Consider the following 18931-nt stretch of genomic DNA (forward strand, 5'->3'; position numbering starts at 1 on the left):
TCGGATCGGCTGGGCGACAGCGGCTATGTCACAGGCGATCCGCTGCTGGCAACTCCGCCGAACAGGGCCAGCAGGCGCGGGAAGAAACGGGCCGCCTCGACTTCGGCAGCCGCGTTGATGGCGCGCGCATGCGCAGTGCAGGCCTGCCGGGTGGCAGTCCAGTCGCCAGCAAGATCGGCGACACGGTCTTCAATCAGCGCAAGATCGCGGTCGCGGTCGAGCGTCATGAGATGGCCGGGCGTACGGATGCGGTCGCGGATACACCCGTATCGCTCGCCACCACGTCGACGCCGCGTGCGAATGCCTCGAGCATCACCAGCGGCTCGGCCTCGTCGATCAGCGTTGTCGGCAGGACGAACAGGTCTGTATCGGCAAAGAACCGCTCTTTCTCCGCGCCCTCGACGGATCCACGATACTCCACGCGGGCCGGTTGCCCATCCGGCCCGGCAACCGTCGCGGCCGCCAACGCCGCGCGCAACGCGGGATCCGCACAGGGGGCCGGCGATCACCAGGCGCCAGTCATGCCCACGCGCCGCAAACCCTGCGAACAGATCGAGCAGATAGGGCACACCCTTTTCCTGCGTCAGCACGCTCACTATGACCCAGCGTGATTGGGCGCTGGGGCGGGCCTGAGGACGATCCTCGTCGATCCGCGGGCCGAACAGATAGGCGTTGGAGAGGCTGGTCGCGCGGTCGTCCGTTTCATCGTCCAGATAGAGGCTGGCGAACCGGCGTCGCATGTCGTTCGACAGCAATATGTGATGCTGGCGGCGCCCGCCTGCGGCGACCAGCGCGCGCATCGCGCGCGCCGGGCCAGATTGATCGGGCGAAAACTATGGTGGTGGATCCAGTGTTCGATGCCACGCAGCCGCAGGATCGAGGCCAGCAGGACGAAAAGCCAGACGCCGCGCTGTCCCGGGACCGAAAGATAGGCGCGGTCGCGGCGTTTTCCGCCGATCGCCAAGGCAAGCGCCGCACCGATGGTCCGCTTGAGCTTCGTTGCGCCCGTCCCCCGGTATCGCGCAAACATACCGGTGCGCCATGCTCTACAAAATAGTCGAGCATGGCCCGATTACAGTTGGACTGACCATGCAGCGGGGGCGGAAGGGCGCCGACGAACCAGAGCCGGGAGCCGGATTTGACCTTGGACTTGGCCGGGACGGGAGGACGCAAAGCTGCGGCGATGGGCATGAATCAAGCGAGCCTATGGGGAAGCGGATCGGTGGTCGACGTTGCCATCCCGAAACCCGTATGCGAAACGCGCACCTTACCGACGATCACGGGCGAGGAAAAGTGACCGCATCGTACACTACGCGTCACGACGATGTCACCGCAGCGACGGGCCAGCCCACGCACCGCGACGACGTTATCGCGAAGACCGGCTATACTACACGTCGTGGCGACTTCATCGTGGCGGCCGGCTTGCTGTGCCTGGCATTATTACTCGGGGGCGGCAGCCCGATCTCACCGATCCAGCGGATGTTCGTCGAGATCGCCGGCGTCTTCGCGCTCGGATGGTTCTTCGCGCGCGGATGGTACGCGCCCCGCAGCCGGTCGGTCACGACCGGTCTGGTGCTGATCGCAGCCCTCGTGCTGCTGATCGTCGTGCAGGTCATTCCGCTTCCGCCCGGCATGTGGCGCGCGTTGCCGGGACGAGAGATGGTCATCAGCGTCCTCGACGTCATTGGTGCAGGTAGCACATGGCTGCCGCTCAGCCTCGATCCGACGGCGACACGCGAGGCAGGATATTTCCTCATCCCGCCGATCGCGATGTTCGTCGCGACGCTGCATCTCGATCGCGACGCACAGCTTAAGCTGATCCTGCTCATCGTCGCCGCAGCGGTCGTCAGCGCCGTGCTGGTGATGATCCAGGCGCAGGGCGCGATGTGGCTGACGCTCTACGACGCCCCGCATGCCACCAAGGGCAAGGGGATCTTCGCCAACAAGAACCACAATGCCGCCTTGCTGGTGGTGGCGATCCCGTTGGCGGCCATGCTCGGCCGAAGCGCCCTGCGGTTCGCGCAACAAAGCACGCAGCGTGCGGTGACCGGTATCGTGATCGCGATCCTCGCGCTGGCGGTGCTCGGCTGCCTGTCGCGTGCGGGTATCGCGTTGCTGCCGATCGCGCTTCTCGCCTGCGTACCCGTTCTCGGGGGCTATGCGCTGGTGAAGCGCCACTGGAAGATCGCCGTCGGCGCGGCCGTGGTCCTGGTGGTCGCCGCGATCCTGATCGCGCAGTCGTCGATCGTGAAGGAAACGCTCGACCGGTTCGGTGCCAGCCAGGAAGGCCGGTACGTCTTCTGGCCCGACGTGATCGCCGCAATCCGCCAGTTCATGCCGTGGGGATCGGGCTTCGGAACGTTCGTCCCGGTGTTCCGGATGAGCGAGACGCTCAACGCCGTGCACCAGACCTATACCAACCATGCGCATGCCGACTTCATGGAAATCGCGCTCGAGGCGGGCGTACCCGGCCTGTTGCTGGTGGCCGCGTTCCTCGTCTGGTTCGGCGTCACCGCATGGTCGCGGCTGCGCGGCCGGATCGACGCACCGGACTTTTCGCCGATGCTGACGGCCGCGACAGGTATCCTGCTGTTGCTGGCTGCCTCGATCGTCGACTATCCTTTGCGGACGCTGTTACTGGCCTGTATATTTGCAGTTTTGGCAGCGATCCTCGCGTCTCCGCTGCGGTTTTCCGCCACGTCCAATCCTTTTGGTACCGGACGTGATACAGCGCCCGCGCCGTCCTCGTCGAAAGGTCAGGCTCTAGCCAATCGGGCAAACCCCGGGTAAGCGCCCAACTCGGTTGCAGAAACAGTCTGTAGCCCGGTAATATCTTGATAGAGGCCATAATGAAGGCTGGTTGTTTCCTCCTGCTGTCGAGCATGTCGCTCAGCGCTTGCGTCTCGTCCGAAAACTGGAAGAAGCTGCCGGCTGGTCCGGCTGCCTACAACACCATTCCGGCGACCATACCCGTGGATGCGCGGCCCGAGTACCGCATCAATCCCCAGGACAAGCTGACGATCACGGTGTTCCGCGAGCCCGACATGTCGGTCGAGGAAGCACCCGTCGAGACGGGCGGCACGCTGGTGCTGCCGCTGATCGGCCGGATCCGCGCGGCGGGACAGACGACAGCCGCGCTAGCAAACTCGATCCAGTCGCAGCTCGCTGCACGGTATCTGGTCGATCCGCGGGTGTCGGTGATCGTCGCGGAATCGCGCGCGCAGAGTGTCACGGTCGATGGTGCGGTCGGTATTCCCGGGGTCTACGGCTTGCAGGGCGATACGACGTTGCTTCAGTCGATTGCGCTGGCGCGAGGCGTGACCCGCACCGCGACATTCGACAAGGTCGCGGTCTTCCGCACCATCGATGGTCAGCGTCAGGGCGCGCTCTTCAACCTTAGCGATATTCGCAATGGCGATGCTGCAGACCCCGTGTTGCAGAGCGGCGACTACGTCGTCGTCGGCAATTCGGCGATCAAGGCCGTCGGATACGACCTGCTGACCCTTGCCCCAGCCGCGGCGCTTTTCATTCCGCTCGTGAACTGACCCTTGCTTCGCCATCAAATACCCTCGTTCGTCCGGATCTCGCATGAATAGTGTCACCCCCAGCCTTTCGCGTTTCCCGGATGCGGATGCGCCGCTCCTCAACGACGTGCCGGACGAGACCAAGGGTCCGATCGATCTGCGCGCCGGTGGTCGGCAGCCTATCGCAACCGCGTCAAGCTGCTCATCACGGTCATCGTGGCGATGCTGCTCGGCCTGCTGATCACGTTCCTGAGCACGCCGATATTTCGGGCCGACGCGCTCATCCAGATCGACCAGCAGGCGGCACAGATCCTGGCGGGTACCGATGTCGAGCCGAGTGAATCGATCCTCGATGGCGACCGGTTTCTCCAGACCCAGATCGACGTGATCAAGAGCCGCACTCTCGCGCGCCAGGTCGCTGAATCGATCGGCCTCTATCGGAACAACAGTTTCCTCGAGAAATGCACATCACCCCCGCGGCCGAACCGCGGGGGTCTTATAATCTCGTCCAGACGCGTCGCGAGCAGGTCGTCGACGCGCTCCAGAAGAATCTCGACGTCGAGCTTCCGGTCGACTCGCGGATCGTGACGATCTCGTTCTCGAGCCCCGATCGCCAGCTGTCGGCGCAGGTTGCCAACAGCTTTGCCGACAGCTTCATCGTCAGCAACATCCAGCGCAAGTTCAACACGTCGGCCTATGCCCGTCGCTTCCTCGAAGGCCAGCTGGCCCAGACCCGCCAGCGCTTGGAGGAACTCCGAGCGTGCCCAGATCGCCTATGCGCGTTCAGCCGGGCTGATCGACGCGAGTTCTGGGTCGTCCGAAGGCCAGTCCTCGGGACCGAAGTCGCTGACGACGGCGAACCTGATCCAGCTGAACCAGGCCTATGCGCAGGCCGTCAGCAACCGCATCATGGCCGAGCAGCGGTGGCGTGAAGCATCAGGAACGGCGCTGCTGAACCAGCCCGAAGTGCTGAGCAACGCCGCGGTCCAGGTCCTGATCCAAGAGCGCGCCAAGGCACAGGCGGAATACGCCCAGAACGCCAAGCGCTATCTGTCGGGCTATCCCGGCCAGACCCAGGCTGCGGCGCAGATCGAGACGCTCAACAACCAGATTTCTCGCATCGCCAGCGGCATCCGCGACGGCGTCCGTCAGCAATATCAGATCGCCTTGAGCCAGGAAAAGGCGCTCGAACGCGATCTCGACAAGCTGAAAGGCACGACGCTCACCGAGCAGGGTCGTGGCGTCCAGGCCAACATCCTGCGTCGCGAAGTCGATACCAACCGCGCTCTCTACGATGCGCTGCTCCAGCGCTACAAGGGCGTGAGCGCAACCGCAGGCGTGTCGTCGAACAACGTCTCGATCATCGACCGTGCCGATCCGCCGATCACGCCTGTGTCGCCGCGACTGCTGCTCAACCTCGCACTGGCGCTGTTCACCGGCCTGTTGCTGGGCGTCGCCTATGTCGTGCTTCGCGAGCATTTCGACGATGCGATCCGCTCGTCGGAGGACGTCGAAACCGAACTCGGCACGAGCATGATCGGACTCGTGCCGATGCTCGCCGCGGGCCAGAGCCCCAATACCGAGTTGCAGAAGGTGCGCTCGGAGACGTCGGAGGCGTATTGCGCGCTGCGTGCGGCACTCGAACTCGCAACGCCGACCGGCGCGCCGCACAGCCTGATGGTGACCAGCACGGGGCCGTCGGAAGGAAAGTCGACCACCTCCTATGCGCTCGCCCGCGGGTTCGCGCAGATCGGTCGCCGCGTGATCCTGATCGATGCCGACATGCGCAAGCCGGCCCAGCATCGCAATCTGGAGCTGCCCAACAAGTTCGGCCTCGCCAATTTGCTGGCACGCCAGGCGACGCTGCAGGAAGTGCTGCAGCATACGACCACGCCGAACCTCGACTTCATCTCGGCCGGGCCCCTGCCCGTCAATCCTGCCGAGCTGATCGCAGGACTGGGGCTGGCCAAGCTGATCGATCAGATCAAGGACGATTACGACATCATCCTGGTCGACGCCCCGCCGGTGCTGGGCCTCGCCGATGCGCCCACGCTCGCCTCGCACGTCGATGCGACCCTGTTCGTGGTCCAGGCCAACCATGCCCGCGGTCGCCAGGCACGGATCGCCCTGACCCGGCTCAAGGCGCGCGCGCCTATGTGGTCGGTGCGCTGCTGACGAAGTTCGATGCCAAGGTGATCGGGCATTCGACCGATTACGGCTATTCGTACAGCTATGGTCAAACCGATCCGCGGAGCTGAATGCATGCCGGATACCGGTGAAACCATCCGCACGACGTCCGGCAAAAACGGGCGGCAAAACGGGCCGCATAGCCCGTACGCTCGTCGCCGTACTGCTGGGGACGGGACTTTGCTGGCAGATCAGCGCGGCCGGCGTCGCGTCGTTGGCGGCCCGATCCTCCGATCCCCGCCTGCTGGGGCGACCGGATCGGCCGCGCATCCCTAGCCGGGTCGATCATGGCGCAGAGCCTGTTGGCAGCCGGGCAACGCGCCCGGCAGCCGCGCTCGCCCGGTCCATCCTGCTGGTCGATCCCACCAACGACCGGGCCATGCGCGTACTCGGCCTCGCGACCGAGGCGCTCGGGCAGCGCGACCAGGGCGCCATGATCATGCGCCAGGCAGCCGCGCTCGGCTGGCGCGACACGCCGACGCAATTGTGGGTCCTGCGCGATGCCGTCATGCGCGACGACTATGTCACGGTGATCCAGCGCGCCGACGCGCTGGCGCGCCCGCAACCGTTCGGGCGAACTGACGCAGCCGCTTTTCCGGGCCGCGGTCACCGAGCCGCACTTGCGTGGTGCGCTTGTCGACAGTCTCGGCGACAAGCCGATGTGGCGCGGTGCGTTCTTCGCCGATATCCGCCAGAACCTGCCCGCGACCTCGACCGCAGGCATGGAAGCGCTGTTTCGCGACATGCAGGCGCGCGGCCAGACGATCGGGTCGATCGAATGGCTGAGCTATGCCGAGCGCCTGATCGATCTCGGCCAGTTCCAGCGGGCGCGACAGGTCTGGGCGAACGCCTTCAAGGTCCCCGCCAGCCGATTGTCGACGTCCCCTATGACGGCAATTTCGCACTCGCGGCTGCGCGGCCCAACGACGCGCCGACCAGCCGGTTCGAATGGGTCTTCAACCCTGATCTCGCAATGACCTTCGCCGAAGGTCCGGGCGGGTCGTCGCTGACCATCCCCACCGACATCGCGGGCGGTACGCCGCTGGTCTCGCAGGTGGTGATCCTGCCTGCCGGCGAACATACCCTGACCGCCAAGATCGATGGGTCACCAAGCACCGCTGCTGCCGGATGGACGATCACCTGCCTGCCGTCCAAGCAGATCCTGCCGCGCCGCCTGGCGCGCGGGCGAGCGACGAATTGTCCAGCGTGACGTTCGACGTCCCGGGCGATGGCTGCGGTGCACAACAGCTCGCGCTGGTGACGCGCGACCGGCTGGATGCGCAATCGGTCACGATCGGCGACGTCCGCATTCGCTGAGCCAAGGCTCGGCTACCGGTTCGGTCGCCGCCCCAGGGTCACCATGAGCGCGCCAACCGTCGTGTATTCGGCGTGTCGTGTATCCGGCGTATCGTTATTCGGCGTGGACAGGGGATTGGTCACCAGCGCTGCCTTGCGCCGCCTGCGACCCAGCACGCGAAGCAGGTTTCGCTCGATCAGCCGATAGCAGAGATAGCCGACGGCGATCGCGAACAGCGATATCACCGGCACGCCGATCGCGGTCGACAGGTTCGGCATCACCACCGACGCGACCTTGCAGACGCACGATATCGCGATCACGTGGACGAGATAGATCGAATAGGACGCATTGCCGAGCTCGGGCAGTATGAAACCCGAATAGGGTTTGCGGAAATCGGCATAGATCGCGAGCGAGACCAGCGCGGCCGACGGCACCCCGAACGCCCAGACCCGCCACGCCGCACCGTTCATCGGCAGGGTCAGCAGGACCAGAACACAGCCGAGCAGCATCCAGGGGAACAGCCGGCGATCGTAGAGGAACGTGCCGATCGTCATCCCGAACACGAACTCGATCATGATCGGATTCTGCAGGAAGAAGGACGTTCCCCGCCCCGACAGGACGAGGGCGAGCATGACGAACGCGGCCGTCGCCCAGGCGCGCTTGGTCAGGGCCATCGACGCCGCGGCGACGGCATAGAACAACACCTCGTATTCGAGCGTCCAGCCGACGTTCAACACCGGATAGGTCTCGGGTCCGTTGACCCACGACACGAACAGCAGCGACTGGAGAAGGTGGCCAGGCCCCGAAACCTCGTTTCGCGCCAGCCCCAGGATATGCGTCAGGGCAAACGTCGCGGCGGTCATGATCCAGTACATCGGAACGATCCGCTCGACTCGGCGCTTCACGAACACCGACGCCGTCGTCTCCGGCTCGAGCCGATGAAGACGATGATGAAGCCCGAGATGACGAAGAACAGGTCGACGCCGTAGACCCCCAGTTCAAGTAACGGATAGGGATCGCCGCCCCCAAAATAGGATATTGTCGTGATCTGCGCATGATAGGCGACGACGACGGCAGCAGCGATGAACCGCAATATCTGGATACGCAGGAATGTACGCTTGTCTTGCACTGCTAGCGGATCCGAATTATGAAGGGGTGTAAGCCCTCCGGGTATGCAAAGACCGGAATGGAGGCAACGGAGGCGATCGACATAATATCCCGTGTTTACCGCAGGCTAGGTCGGGGATCTGCCATCGCGAAGGCCGCTTGGCTTGCCACCGGCCTTGGCCTCGCCGTTGCGACCGGATCCGCATCAGCACTATCGCCATACATCAAATTGCAGCGCGACCAAGTGGTGTTCGTGGGCGACAGTATCACTTTCGGGCAGGGGTTCTTCGGACCCCGCCACCAAATCCCGACCCGCGCTTTTCGCGCAACGCTTCGGGACGAAGGTCGATGTCGTGAACAAGGGGATCAACGGCATAACGCTAGGGTCGATCGCCGGAATAAACGATATCGGCGCGATCAAGCGACCGGGCGTCCGCAACGTCGCGATCGTCCGGGCAGGCTCGAACGACCTTGAACAGGACGACAAGGCGCCTGCGCTGTACGGCACCTTGCGAACCTATGTGACGGGCCTGAAAGCGAGCGGCTGGAAGGTCGCCGTCGGGACCATCCTGGCGCGCCATTTCCCGCCCGACAAGGAACGCGAACGCCTTGCGCTCAATGCGATGATCAAGTCCGGCGAGATCGCGGCCGCAGGGATCGTCGTGATCGATTATGCCCGCGCGCAGGACAAGGGCGGGATACCGCTGGCGGATCCCGTCCATCCCGACGACACCGGTTTCGTCACGATGGCCGCGCTCGAACGCCCGGTGATCCTGCGCCTGCTGCGATCGAAGTGATCGAGCGCTGCGGACTATCGGGCGTGACGATCGGCGATGTGCTCCCGCCGGTCGACCTCGAGAGTTGCGCTTGCCAGCGCCCTTTGGGATGACCTGGGCATCACGATCCGGGGCAAGGTTTGGCAAGGCGAAGTACGCTTAGACCTTGCCGTTCGCCAGATCGGCGTACCGACGGGCGAGTTCGAGATGCGCGGCTTTCGCACATCCGTCGCTGGTCATTTCCGCAATGGACTGCTCCTCGGCAGCCCTGGCGACATAATATTGGCGATCGTTTTCTGGCATGGGTTTGGCCGAAAATCCTTGAAATCGATGCGTCAAAAGCTGCACCGAGATCTTTGTATCGCCGGTAAGTCACGGAATACATGGTATATATGTACGTGTTTCAGGGTAGATTCGACGGCACCCCTCAGGTCCGGTCACGTTTTGCAGGACAGCCGAGCCCCGCTGTCCTGCCGTTTCAACACGGAAATCGCCGATCTAACTACAGCCCGGACGACCTGACGTCGCTCAGGCCTGTCGCTCGGCGCGGTCGCGCTGCCGCCAGTAGAAGGGGTTGCATCGACAGGCGCTGCTTCCAGCGGTTCGACAATTTGGCCTCGCGGCTGCCCATCTTGTAGCCCGCATATTTGGCGAAGGTCCGCGTGACCGCCGAGGGCAGTTGCAGCGGGTCGTGCCGCGCCAGATAGGTCAGCTCCGAGCGGATGAAGCGAAGCCCCTCCTCGGCCCTGCCAAAGGTGTCGAGCAGCCAGCGATTGCGACCGTGGAACACGCCGACGTCGAAATACCGGCGGAATTCCTCGGCGATCGTATAGCCGTGGCTATGGATCACCTCCGCATCACCGCGATAGGCGATCCGCCAACCCTCGATCAGCATCTGGCCGGCGACCAGTTGGTCCTCCGCGAAAAGGCATCTTCGGGGAAGCCACCCACCGCCGCCAGCGCCGCAGTGCGGTAGGCGGCGAAGGAATCCGAACAGAATACCGTCTTCACGCCGCTTCGCGCGCGATCCTCGAGCGACCGCGTTTCCGATGTCGGGGGATAGTTGGTCAGGCGAGCGTGCCGCTCGATACCGCGCGCGACGGTGCGTGGCAGCTGCCGGCCATAGGCCATGCCGACCTGTGGGTCGGCAAACGCGTCGACCAGTCGGGCGATCGTATCCGGCGCCTGCGGAATGGCATCCTGCGTCAACATGACGACGATATCCGCCTCGGGCCGCATTTCGACCGCGCGCTGCCGGGTCCCGCCATGATTGAACGTGCGACGCTCGATGCCCACCACCGTCGCACCGAAAGCGCGGAACGCCGCGCAGCTATCGTCGTCGGATTCGGAATCGACGATCAAAAACTGTTCGGGCGCGAGCCCCTGCCCTGCTAGCGCCGGCAACAGCGCCGACAGATAGGCGCCGGCATTGAGCGTCGGAATGACCACCGACACGCGCGCCGGATCGATCGTCCACCGCTGTGTCCCGGGCTGAGTTGCGGTTTCGGGCACCGGAAAGGCCGGATCAGAAGGCATTGTCGTGCCTGATGACGAAGATGGTCCTGAACAAAATCCACATATCCTTACCCATCGACCAGTCGCGCAGATATTCGAGATCGGACGACAGCCTGTTCGTCAAGTCTGCGGTCAGAACCGTCGCCCCGCGAAAGCCGCGGATCTGCGCAAGACCGGTCACGCCCGGCTTGACCGCATGGCGATGCCGATAGCGGGCATCGATTTCCCAATAGAGCTGTTCGGCCGCGCGGGCCGACAACGCATGCGGGCGCGGCCCGACCATGCTCATGTCGCCACGCAGCACGTTGATCAGCTGCGGCAATTCGTCGATGCTGTTGCGCCGGATGAACTGGCCGATCCGGGTCACGCGACTGTCGCTCCGGGTCGTCAACACGCTGGCCGTCGCATCGCATTGGTCGTCGAACATGCTGCGGAACTTGAGCATCATGAACAGCGTGTTGTCCCGGCCGATCCGCTGCTGGCGGAACAGGACCGCACCGGGGGATTCGAGACGGATGGCGATCGCGATACCCACCAGCAACGGCGACAGCATTACCAATGCGATCGCCGAGACGACGATGTCGAAGAGCCGCTTCATGATGCGATCGCGCAGATGCAGCGGTCCGGCCGACACCACCAGCGTACGGTGGTTATGGTAATGGCTGACGCCGATCATGCCGATGCGATCGACTTCGGGCGTGAGGATCTCGCCGTCTACCGCCATGCTCTTCAGCACGTGCGCCCAGGCGACCACGCGATCGTCACGGCATGCGATCACGACGCGGTCCGCATGCGCGACGAGCTTGGCGAGCCGGTGATATTCGAGCGGATCCTCAGTTGTGGGATCGAACCCGATCTGGGCGGCATTGAGGATCATGCCATGCGACGGCGCAGTCCAGGCGATGCCGTCGACCACCACGACGGTGCTGAACGGCGTCCCTCCCAGCCGGCGCAGCATGATCCGACCCAAGATCAGCCGCTCGCCGATGATCAGCCCGGCTGCGCTCAACGTGCCCGTCCAGAAGACAAAGCGAGAAAACGCCGCGCCGACCTTGAAGGAATAGGCGATGATCAGCATCGCCGCGGCCGCAAACGCGATCGCGCGGATCGCGGTGAATGCACCGACCCGCGGATCGCGCAGGACTGCGCCGTTATACGATCCGTTGATCGCCGCGACCCAGAGATAGATCGGCAAGAGCACGCTCAGCATCGTCGTGCCGTGCAGCGTGGACCATGTGCCGAGATACAGCAGATTGGCGAACAGAAATCCCAAGCCGATCGCAATCACGTCGGCACCTGCCAACGCTGCGTAACAGCGGATCCGTCGCGTCTCCATATTTCTGACCGAGATCATGGAGTCTGGGAGGATCGGGACTCTGTCGCGGTCGCGACGCTGTCGTAGCGACGATTGCTCTGGATATTCATCAAGTCTGTTCCGGTGGACCAATTGAGTGGCTTGCCCGCCAGCGTCGGCCTATGCCACGAATCGGCGACAACCGTTAGTCCCGAAGCAGCGGGCGGTAGGGCGCGCGTCGGCCACCATATATGTGGATGGAATGCATCTCGACCTGCGTGGTCAATTGGGCTTCCGCGGTAGGAGAGTAGGAGGTCGTTCAGAGGCTTCTGCCCGGCACCTGGACAGGCTTAGGCCCCAACGCCTGGCAGGACCGGTGGTAGCCCCTGGCTGCCCGTGGCCTGAGCATTCTGGGTACCGGTGAGAAGATGCTGGGTATCTGCCTTTACGGCCTGCACCATGGTCAGCGCTGTGACCTGCTCCCCATTTCCAGGCCGCGGATAAGTTGGCATGGATTGCTATATGCCCTTTGCCGGGGGCGGTTCGTAAACTCGGCGAGCGTCAACCCGCCAAGACTGCTGTGCCGACGCCCGGTATAACCGTGTGTTGCTCACCACCCTGCCTGTCGATCGCTCCCGTCAGCCTCTCCGCGCGGTCGGTATGGAGCGTAGCGTGCCGACAGGCTCGGCTAGCCACCACCCCGGTTTCCCTGCGTCAACGATCGTGAATGATTGCCGGTAGCCAAGGGCCGTTCACCCATGAGATGTAGCAGCGAGCTTTTTGAGAAGTGGTCCGTTTATCAGCCGGATATCTGTCGTTCGAACCAACCGGACCCCGGCCTTGGTAAGGATCCACATGGTGTCATTGCTTTGCGCAATCGGCACGCCGGCGATCGTTTCCCGCTCAAGATGGTAGGTCCAGACTTCTCCCACGGCGAACATTGGCAATCCGGTCTTCCGCAGCCTCCCGGCCGGCGATCGATCCGCTCGCGAGAACAATCATCAGCGCCAAAAGGAAACAGCAAGCCTGAGCCACAAGGATGCTGGTCTGATCTGTCAGAGTACCGCCGTTCCCTCTCCGCCGCTCAACCCAACGAATGAAAAACCAGGCGCCGAGCGCCAGCACAAACAATGACACGCTTGCGATAGCCCAAGCGACAAACGTCGTCACGATTGCCGTAAATCCTTCGACGGAAATTGCCACGTTTGAGCTACTGAGACTCGATGGATCTATACTAAACCTTTTGAGAAGGGATTGGCGGTAGGTCCATCCCGAAAATTGCAGGACCGCCAAAACAACTGCAATAACCAGAGCCGAGAATCTATCAAACGCCCGTAAATAGCACCAAATTTCGAAGCGCCTGTTTCGTCCTTCATGCCCGGTTCTCACCTGGTTTATGACAAGTACGGAGCCTCAGCCCTCCGGCTTGACCTCGATTGCACAGTGCACAGTCTTGCCTGCGCGAACAGCCCGCTTGCGACAGGCCACCAGCGTTTCGCGGTCACCAGCTACCAGCCGGTTGCCCGCAACGATTTCGGCGAACGCGCTGGGCGATGCCGTCCGCATCAGGTGCTGGCCGCCTTCCACATCGGCATGCGCAAGGTCCGCGCCGCCATCCGCTCCGGCAACAGCCAGCGCGTCGGTAGGCTGCGTACGATCGGGCCGGCGAGGATCGCCCACAGCAGCGCCCCCACCAACAGCGCGATCAGAACTGTCGCGCCGACGTTGGCGCCGCTGATCCTCCGCCATGACATGCGAAGTCCTAGCTGACGACCCAGCTTCGTTGCGACCTCCTCGATCACCTGCCGGGCAGCGGCGATGGCACGGCGATCCTCGCTCCGCCCGCAGTTCCAACCTCTATGATCTGCCGGCCGAACTCGTGCGGAGTCAGCGCCAGCGCTGGACTGCTCACCACCGCCTCGATGCGCTGCGCGGCCGCGGAGATGTTCTGTGCCATGACACCCAGCGTCTCGGCATAGTCCGGCGTGTCCGACGGTTCGGCGCGCTCGGCCGCCAGGCGCTCGACCGCGCGGCGCAACAACGACACCTCGGCGCGCAGGTCCTCGAACGCCCGTGCCGCTTCGTCCTCGCCGTCCACCATCTACCATCTCCTATCGACTGAGATCACGGTCCTGTTGCCGATCGCGCTCGAACCGCCTCTGACGCTCAAGCACCTGCTCGATCGACGGCGCCCTTTCGATACGGAGGCCCAGCTCGGGAGCGCGACGTGCGAGCTCTTCCTTCAGCATCGGATCATGCCGGAGGTCGTCGACCATGATGGCCATGCGCCGCACGACCGGCCCCATGCGTGCGTCGCCGCGCTCGGCCTCCAGGACGCGCCAATGCTCCATGAACCGACCGGCGCGCAGCACCGGGTCGGCCCGAACGCGGGCTTCCTCAGCCAGGGCCCGTGATGCGCCCCGCATGTCGCCGGCCACCACGTCCCGGGCAAGATGCGGATTGCGCGTGAAGGCGGACGCAAGATCGCTGCTGCCGTGGTAGCGCGTCCTGTCGAGCGCCTCGCCGGCCCGCGCCAGCGCGGTTTCCTGGTGCGGCAACACCGGCAACCCCTTGTCCTGCATGCGCGTAATATCGACCGCGGCACGCGCATAGCGCTGGATCGCCTTGACCTCCCCCGGTCGGCTCGTGCTTTCGGTCACATGGTCAGGCACCTCTTGGGGCTTCGGCCTGAAGCCGGCGAACATCGAGCGTGCTTTGGCCTCCACCTTCTCGATCACCGCCCGCGCCCGCTCGGGCAGCCTGATCTCGCGCTTCTCGGCAAAAGCACGAGCAGCCTCCTCAGGCTCGGCCGCATAGTCCGCCGCCATGTCCTTGAGACCGGTCGCGCGACAGCACCGCGGCAAGTTGTGCGTCGCTCGCGAAGTCGTCGCGCCCATGTGCAGCTGCACCCGTCCCGGTGCCGCGACAGGGCGACATAGGCCGCGTGCCGGTCCATGCCGGGCGTGGCGAGCACGTCGACACGGTCGACTGTCACGCCCTGCGATTTGTGAATGGTGGCGGCGTAGCCATGATCGACATGGGCATAATCCTTGAAGTCGAACCCGACTTGGCGACCGTCATCGAGACGCACATCCATCCGTTCGCTCGATACGGCCTCGATCATGCCTAGCGTGCCGTTCTTCACCCCCAGCCCGCGCTCGTTGCGCAAGAACATGATCCGGTCGCCAGTCGCGAACTGCCGCTCGCCGCGCTCTGCCTGCACGGCGACGTCGTCGCCAAGGTCCCCTGTCGCGCGCAATCGCTCGCGGGCTTCACCATTGAGCGCGAGCACCTCGGCGTTGGTATGGGTCAAGATCATACGGGTCAAGCCCGGCTCTGCCTGGCGCTGCCGGTCCCAACCCTCAACCAGATTTGCCCGCGCCGCCTCGCGCGTATCCGCCGCGTGAACCATGCCGTGCTCGCGGTACGCGCCGATCGCCTCGGATGTCCTACCGGTCGCAAGCCACCGGGTCGCGTCGCGCTGCCACGCCCCTCGCTGCCGACGAGATCTCGGTGATCTCGGCCGCACCGTGCCGCTCGCTGATCGAACGGAACGCCGCCCCGCCTCGATCGCCTGCAACTGCTCGGGGTCCCCACCAGCACCACCTTGGCGCCGGCCTGATCTGCAGCAGACAGCAAGCGCTCCATCTGCCGCGTCCCGATCATGCCCGCCTCGTCGACCACCAGCACGTCGCGTGGTCCGAGCTGTTCACGGTCCCTGCCCCATGCATATTCGAGGCTCGCGATGGTGCGAGACGTGATGCCGGAGCCGCTCTCCAAATTCTCCGCCGCAATGCCGGACAACGCCGCGCCGCGCACCGTGTAGCCGGCATCCTCCACGCCTCGCGCGCCACCCCGAGCATCGCCGACTTGCCACTGCCGGCATAGCCCACGACGGAGGCAAGTCCGTCGCGTTCGGTAATCCGCCCGAGCGCGTCCCGCTGCTCGTCCGACAGGGTAAGCCCCCTGCCCTGCGCCGCGTCCAGCGCGCGCTGGACGCGAGTGGCAGCAACGAAATGACCCCTGCTCTCTACAAGCCGGTCGGATGCCCGCTCCAACCGCATCTCGGTCGCAATCATTTCGCGGCTCGTGAACCGAGCGTTCCCGCGCCCGTCCTTGCCCAACGCAACGAGATCTGGCGACGCCTTCACAGCCGCCATCACCCGCTCATACTGATCCTTCCCATCCGAATGCCGGAAAGCGAACATCGCGAGGTCGCGGTTGGTGAACGTTGCCTGCGTCCGCGTGATCGCATCGAACGCGATATTCGGATCGGCGATGATGTGCTCGCCATTCTCGCGCGCGATGCGGTCGTGATCCTCGATCCGCTCGGCTTCTAGCCCTGCCCCGGTCGCCGCGACGCAGCCGGCCCGATCTTGTGTTGCGGCTCCAGTGCGATGCCCTGTTGGGCATAGGAGCGGTGGTCGATCCGTGCATCGATTCCAAGCTCTGCCAGCCGTTCGTTGACGTGGGCACTCCACGCCTCGCGCCACTGCTGCAGCAGCTCGCTCTGGTTCCAGTCCCGCGCCTTCGAGGCCGAACCCGTCAGCGCCCACCTCGCGCATCGCCAACATGACATGCGCATGCGGCTTCGGACTGCCGTCCTCTGCCCTGTCCCAATGCACGTTCAGGTCTGCAACCATCCCGCGCTTCACGAACTGCTCAGTGACAAAATCGCGCGCCAGCGAAATGCCCTGCTCACGATTCATCTCGCGCGGGATCGAGAACTCGATTTCCCGGGCAAGCTGCGCGTCCTTACGTTTCTCGCCCGCCTCCACCTCGTTCCAGAGCGTCGTACGATCGCGCAACCGCTCAGGCGCGCGCTCGGGCAATATTATTTCCGAATGAACAACGCCTGTCTTGCCCGAGAAGTTATGATGCCGTTCCAGACGCTTATCGAACAATTCGGAAGCAGAGCGATACGCAGCCGCAGCAACAGCGCTCGATCCCTTTGCGCGGCTGATGACCTTGGCGGAGAAATGGTAGATCGCCATGACATCCCGCCTATTACACTTCTGCGCACACGTCGGCAACGACGTATAGCGCGCACTCACGACCACTTCGTTTGGTCGTTCATGACTTGATGTTGCAATACGACAATGACATGCTATGCCCTCGTGATGAACCATGCGGGTACAGACACGATGCGTAAAGTTCGAGACTATGATGCCGAGCTGAAAGCGCTGAACGAGCGCGCTCGCGACCTTAAATCAAAGAAGATTCAGCAGCTTGGCGAACTGGTCGTCGCTACAGGTGCTCAAGGACTCGATACAGAAACCCTAGCAGGCGTTTTGCTTGCTGCGGCTGCTACACCCGATGCTGATCAGAAGGAGGCTTGGCGTTCGAAGGGCGCCGCTTTCTTTCAGCGACGGGGTCGAAGACCGGCTTCAAGGCGACGCGAATAGGGATAGCGACAAGCCTGACGGCAATAGCCACGGCGGAGCGGCGCAACAGGGCTCTAGTCCTGCGCTTGGAAGCGGCAAGACGTCGGACTGATACGCGGGGCTGGGTGGTGCTACGTCGCGAACGCACTCGTCACCTGATCGAACTTGGCGGCCTCGTACAGAAGGCTGGACTGGTCGATCTCGCGCGACGACGATCGTGCGGCCATTTACGGCGCTCTGCTGGATCTGGTCAGCAAGGCTCGTGACGACGTAACCGGCGACGCGCTGCTGTTGTGGAGAAGGCGCGGAAAACGCGCGTTCGATCTGGAGGCCAGCGATCAGACGCTGAAAAGCCAAGCCGAAGGCGATCCTCGAACGAAAGTCCCCTGGGGTGATCCGCTATGACAAACATTTCTGTCTTCCGGCGGCAGGCGTATCGGCCGTTGCAATCTATGTCGATGCGATCGGATTCCTCAAGCTGGGCGACCTGTTCGTATTCTTCATGAGCGGCACCTCCGCCCGCTTAGCTATCAGAGCTATCGTCGACTCACAGATCGCGCTGATCGCTGTCCGGCTGCTGGCTGAACTCGTCGTTGCTGTGGTGGCCGGGACGGTCCTCGCACGCGTTGCCGGCATAGCAGAAAACCTACCGTCCTCGGGGTTCGTCTCCCTTTTCCTTGCGGTTGTGGTGTCCGGGAATGCCAGCCTTCCGGATCTGGGACGGCATCGGCAATCACCGTTGTAATGGGTGCGGCAAACACGGTTTGCCAGCGCGCGGGCGAAGTCAGGATCGGCGTGACGTACATGACAGGCGCGCTGGTCAAGCGCGGACATCGGCTGGCGGGGCGCTAAGGGGCAGCTCGTGCTGGACTTGGTCGTACCTGACGCTGTGGAGCGGGTTGATCGCAGGTGCGGTTGCCAGTGCCCTCGTGTATCCCCGCGTTGGACTAGTAGGCGCCTGGTCAGTGGCCGGGGCAATCACGGTGCTGGCGATTTATGCTACAGTCCTGGGCCGCTGTCGAACTGCGGAAAGACCCGATAAACCATGAGCTCAATACCAGCCACTGCGACCGGAAGAAGCGCAAAACCCGGGCGAGGTAGTACCCCCATGATTGCGATCGAGCGGATGGTCATCGGCGTCCTGGTCGCCGGCTTCGCAATCGGCACGCTTACGCACGCCCTCCACCTCGTCACTGGCGGGTGGATAGTGTTTGCTAACGCACCCGTCTGGATGAACGTCTACTGGACCGCGCTGGCTGCGCTCGATCCCCTCGCCGCGGTGCTGCTGCTCTGGCGTCGTTCGACCGGGCTGACGCTTGGTGCCGCCATCATCTTGAGCGATGTCGCGATCAACAGCCATGCGCTGTACGGGCTTGGCCTGCCCTTCGGGTTCCTGTCGCTCCAGCTCCAGACCCTGTTCTGTGGATTCTTGCTCGGTGCAGCCGGTTTCCTGATGGCGACGAAACATCACGCACAGGAGATGGGCCGATGACGGCAATCATGGCGTTGCTTGCGACTGCGGTGGCCACGCCCGCCTGCCCTGCCCCGGTCGGGGAGCCGGTCGCGATCACCTCGACTATGCTGCCTGTAGAGGCCGTCGGCGGAACCGCATGTAGCCGGCAATGGCTGGCCGCCCCCCGGGGATGCACGCGTCGGTCTGGTCCGCTACGAATGGGGCCTGCTGCTGCGATCGGACGATCCGCGTTTCGCCGATTTTGATCTCTCCCCCGGCCCGGTCCATTCCCGCTCATCGGGTTGCTGGTTCCAGTGGGAAAGCCACTGGGGCAAACAGGGCATCGACGCGATCGCTGCGCCGCATATCGGCCAAAGCGGCTACACCGTCGGCT

The 18931-nt window shown here is 63.9% G+C and carries 24 protein-coding genes and 3 pseudogenes; 11 read left to right on the plus strand and 16 right to left on the minus strand.

Features of this window, described 5'->3' with window-relative positions:
* Nucleotides 1–23: 23 nt before the first annotated feature.
* Nucleotides 24–227 carry a hypothetical protein gene (locus AC0IX7_RS20735; protein WP_471814121.1) on the minus strand — a complete coding sequence of 68 codons (204 nt, stop codon included), beginning with the start codon at nt 225–227 and terminating at the stop codon, nt 24–26.
* Nucleotides 224–478, minus strand: a complete 255-nt coding sequence (locus AC0IX7_RS20740; RefSeq protein WP_471814123.1) for a glycosyltransferase — start codon at nt 476–478, stop codon at nt 224–226. Before AC0IX7_RS20740 ends, AC0IX7_RS20735 begins: the two co-directional genes overlap by 4 nt.
* 815 nt (nt 479–1293) lie before the next feature.
* Between AC0IX7_RS20740 and AC0IX7_RS20745 the strand changes: the two genes are divergently transcribed.
* The 4 genes and pseudogenes from AC0IX7_RS20745 (at nt 1294) to AC0IX7_RS20760 (ending at nt 5699) form a co-directional block, all read left to right on the plus strand.
* Entirely contained in the window at nt 1294–2790 is a 1497-nt protein-coding gene (locus tag AC0IX7_RS20745) for an O-antigen ligase family protein (RefSeq protein WP_471814125.1), read from the plus strand.
* 59 nt (nt 2791–2849) lie between these two features.
* Nucleotides 2850–3545, plus strand: a complete 696-nt coding sequence (locus tag AC0IX7_RS20750) for a polysaccharide biosynthesis/export family protein (RefSeq protein ID WP_332756443.1) — start codon at nt 2850–2852, stop codon at nt 3543–3545.
* A 174-nt stretch (nt 3546–3719) separates the two neighbouring features.
* Nucleotides 3720–4112, plus strand: a pseudogene (locus AC0IX7_RS20755) (Wzz/FepE/Etk N-terminal domain-containing protein); the annotation flags it as partial.
* A 108-nt stretch (nt 4113–4220) separates the two neighbouring features.
* A complete protein-coding gene (locus tag AC0IX7_RS20760; protein ID WP_471814126.1) occupies nt 4221–5699 on the plus strand; it encodes a polysaccharide biosynthesis tyrosine autokinase in 1479 nt (492 codons plus the stop codon).
* Nucleotides 5700–5760: 61 nt separating this feature from the next.
* Here AC0IX7_RS20760 and AC0IX7_RS20765 read toward each other — a convergent pair whose 3' ends face one another.
* Nucleotides 5761–6321 (minus strand): hypothetical protein, encoded by a 561-nt coding sequence (locus tag AC0IX7_RS20765; protein WP_471814127.1) that lies wholly within the window; start codon nt 6319–6321, stop codon nt 5761–5763.
* A gap of 10 nt (nt 6322–6331) precedes the next feature.
* Here AC0IX7_RS20765 and AC0IX7_RS20770 point away from each other — a divergent pair, with 10 nt between their 5' ends.
* Together AC0IX7_RS20770 and AC0IX7_RS20775 are read left to right on the plus strand one after the other, a co-directional pair.
* A complete protein-coding gene (locus AC0IX7_RS20770; protein ID WP_471814128.1) occupies nt 6332–6688 on the plus strand; it encodes a hypothetical protein in 357 nt (118 codons plus the stop codon).
* Nucleotides 6685–6921: a hypothetical protein gene (locus AC0IX7_RS20775; RefSeq protein ID WP_471814130.1), complete on the plus strand. Its 237-nt coding sequence runs from the start codon at nt 6685–6687 to the stop codon at nt 6919–6921. Before AC0IX7_RS20770 ends, AC0IX7_RS20775 begins: the two co-directional genes overlap by 4 nt.
* Nucleotides 6922–7040: 119 nt before the next feature.
* Here the strand turns inward: AC0IX7_RS20775 and AC0IX7_RS20780 are convergent.
* Nucleotides 7041–8137, minus strand: a pseudogene (locus tag AC0IX7_RS20780) (acyltransferase family protein).
* Nucleotides 8138–8468: 331 nt separating this feature from the next.
* Between AC0IX7_RS20780 and AC0IX7_RS20785 the strand changes: the two are divergent.
* The gene (locus AC0IX7_RS20785) at nt 8469–8912 is read left to right on the plus strand and encodes a hypothetical protein (RefSeq protein WP_471814131.1); all 444 of its coding nucleotides are present in this window, start codon (nt 8469–8471) and stop codon (nt 8910–8912) included.
* Nucleotides 8913–9050: 138 nt separating this feature from the next.
* Here AC0IX7_RS20785 and AC0IX7_RS20790 read toward each other — a convergent pair whose 3' ends face one another.
* From AC0IX7_RS20790 to AC0IX7_RS20845, 12 genes are all read right to left on the minus strand, one after another.
* Complete coding sequence (locus AC0IX7_RS20790) at nt 9051–9194, minus strand: hypothetical protein (RefSeq protein ID WP_471814133.1); 144 nt, start codon at nt 9192–9194, stop codon at nt 9051–9053.
* Between the two features lie 199 nt (nt 9195–9393).
* Nucleotides 9394–9786, minus strand: a complete 393-nt coding sequence (locus AC0IX7_RS20795) for a hypothetical protein (protein WP_471814135.1) — start codon at nt 9784–9786, stop codon at nt 9394–9396.
* Nucleotides 9780–10346 (minus strand): glycosyltransferase family 2 protein, encoded by a 567-nt coding sequence (locus AC0IX7_RS20800; protein WP_471814137.1) that lies wholly within the window; start codon nt 10344–10346, stop codon nt 9780–9782. Before AC0IX7_RS20800 ends, AC0IX7_RS20795 begins: the two co-directional genes overlap by 7 nt.
* A 70-nt stretch (nt 10347–10416) precedes the next feature.
* Complete coding sequence (locus AC0IX7_RS20805; protein WP_471814138.1) at nt 10417–11694, minus strand: sugar transferase; 1278 nt, start codon at nt 11692–11694, stop codon at nt 10417–10419.
* A 909-nt stretch (nt 11695–12603) separates the two neighbouring features.
* On the minus strand, nt 12604–12903 hold the full coding sequence (locus tag AC0IX7_RS20810) for a hypothetical protein (protein ID WP_471814140.1): 300 nt from the start codon (nt 12901–12903) through the stop codon (nt 12604–12606).
* A gap of 210 nt (nt 12904–13113) precedes the next feature.
* A complete protein-coding gene (locus AC0IX7_RS20815) occupies nt 13114–13266 on the minus strand; it encodes a hypothetical protein (RefSeq protein ID WP_471814142.1) in 153 nt (50 codons plus the stop codon).
* A complete protein-coding gene (locus AC0IX7_RS20820) occupies nt 13266–13454 on the minus strand; it encodes a hypothetical protein (RefSeq protein WP_471814144.1) in 189 nt (62 codons plus the stop codon). The genes AC0IX7_RS20815 and AC0IX7_RS20820 overlap by 1 nt, the downstream gene beginning before the upstream one ends.
* 44 nt (nt 13455–13498) lie before the next feature.
* A complete protein-coding gene (locus tag AC0IX7_RS20825) occupies nt 13499–13801 on the minus strand; it encodes a hypothetical protein (protein ID WP_471814146.1) in 303 nt (100 codons plus the stop codon).
* A gap of 10 nt (nt 13802–13811) precedes the next feature.
* Nucleotides 13812–14528 (minus strand): hypothetical protein, encoded by a 717-nt coding sequence (locus AC0IX7_RS20830; RefSeq protein WP_471814148.1) that lies wholly within the window; start codon nt 14526–14528, stop codon nt 13812–13814.
* Nucleotides 14435–15019: a hypothetical protein gene (locus AC0IX7_RS20835; RefSeq protein ID WP_471814150.1), complete on the minus strand. Its 585-nt coding sequence runs from the start codon at nt 15017–15019 to the stop codon at nt 14435–14437. Before AC0IX7_RS20835 ends, AC0IX7_RS20830 begins: the two co-directional genes overlap by 94 nt.
* Nucleotides 15020–15024: 5 nt before the next feature.
* Complete coding sequence (locus AC0IX7_RS20840) at nt 15025–15480, minus strand: AAA family ATPase (protein WP_471814152.1); 456 nt, start codon at nt 15478–15480, stop codon at nt 15025–15027.
* Nucleotides 15363–16694 carry a MobA/MobL family protein gene (locus AC0IX7_RS20845; RefSeq protein WP_471814154.1) on the minus strand — a complete coding sequence of 444 codons (1332 nt, stop codon included), beginning with the start codon at nt 16692–16694 and terminating at the stop codon, nt 15363–15365. Before AC0IX7_RS20845 ends, AC0IX7_RS20840 begins: the two co-directional genes overlap by 118 nt.
* Nucleotides 16695–16844: 150 nt before the next feature.
* Between AC0IX7_RS20845 and traD the strand changes: the two genes are divergently transcribed.
* The 4 genes and pseudogenes from traD to AC0IX7_RS20865 all read left to right on the plus strand — a co-directional run bounded on the left by traD (nt 16845) and on the right by AC0IX7_RS20865 (nt 18576).
* On the plus strand, nt 16845–17105 hold the full coding sequence (traD, locus tag AC0IX7_RS20850; protein WP_471814241.1) for a conjugal transfer protein TraD: 261 nt from the start codon (nt 16845–16847) through the stop codon (nt 17103–17105).
* 107 nt (nt 17106–17212) lie between these two features.
* A pseudogene (locus tag AC0IX7_RS20855) lies at nt 17213–17489 on the plus strand (conjugal transfer protein TraD).
* Nucleotides 17476–17829 carry a hypothetical protein gene (locus tag AC0IX7_RS20860; protein WP_471814155.1) on the plus strand — a complete coding sequence of 118 codons (354 nt, stop codon included), beginning with the start codon at nt 17476–17478 and terminating at the stop codon, nt 17827–17829. Before AC0IX7_RS20855 ends, AC0IX7_RS20860 begins: the two are co-directional and overlap by 14 nt.
* A gap of 363 nt (nt 17830–18192) precedes the next feature.
* A complete protein-coding gene (locus AC0IX7_RS20865) occupies nt 18193–18576 on the plus strand; it encodes a hypothetical protein (RefSeq protein WP_471814157.1) in 384 nt (127 codons plus the stop codon).
* The last annotated feature ends 355 nt before the right edge of the window (nt 18577–18931 follow it).

The sequence above is a fragment of the Sphingomonas sp. AC411 genome, from assembly GCF_979253035.1.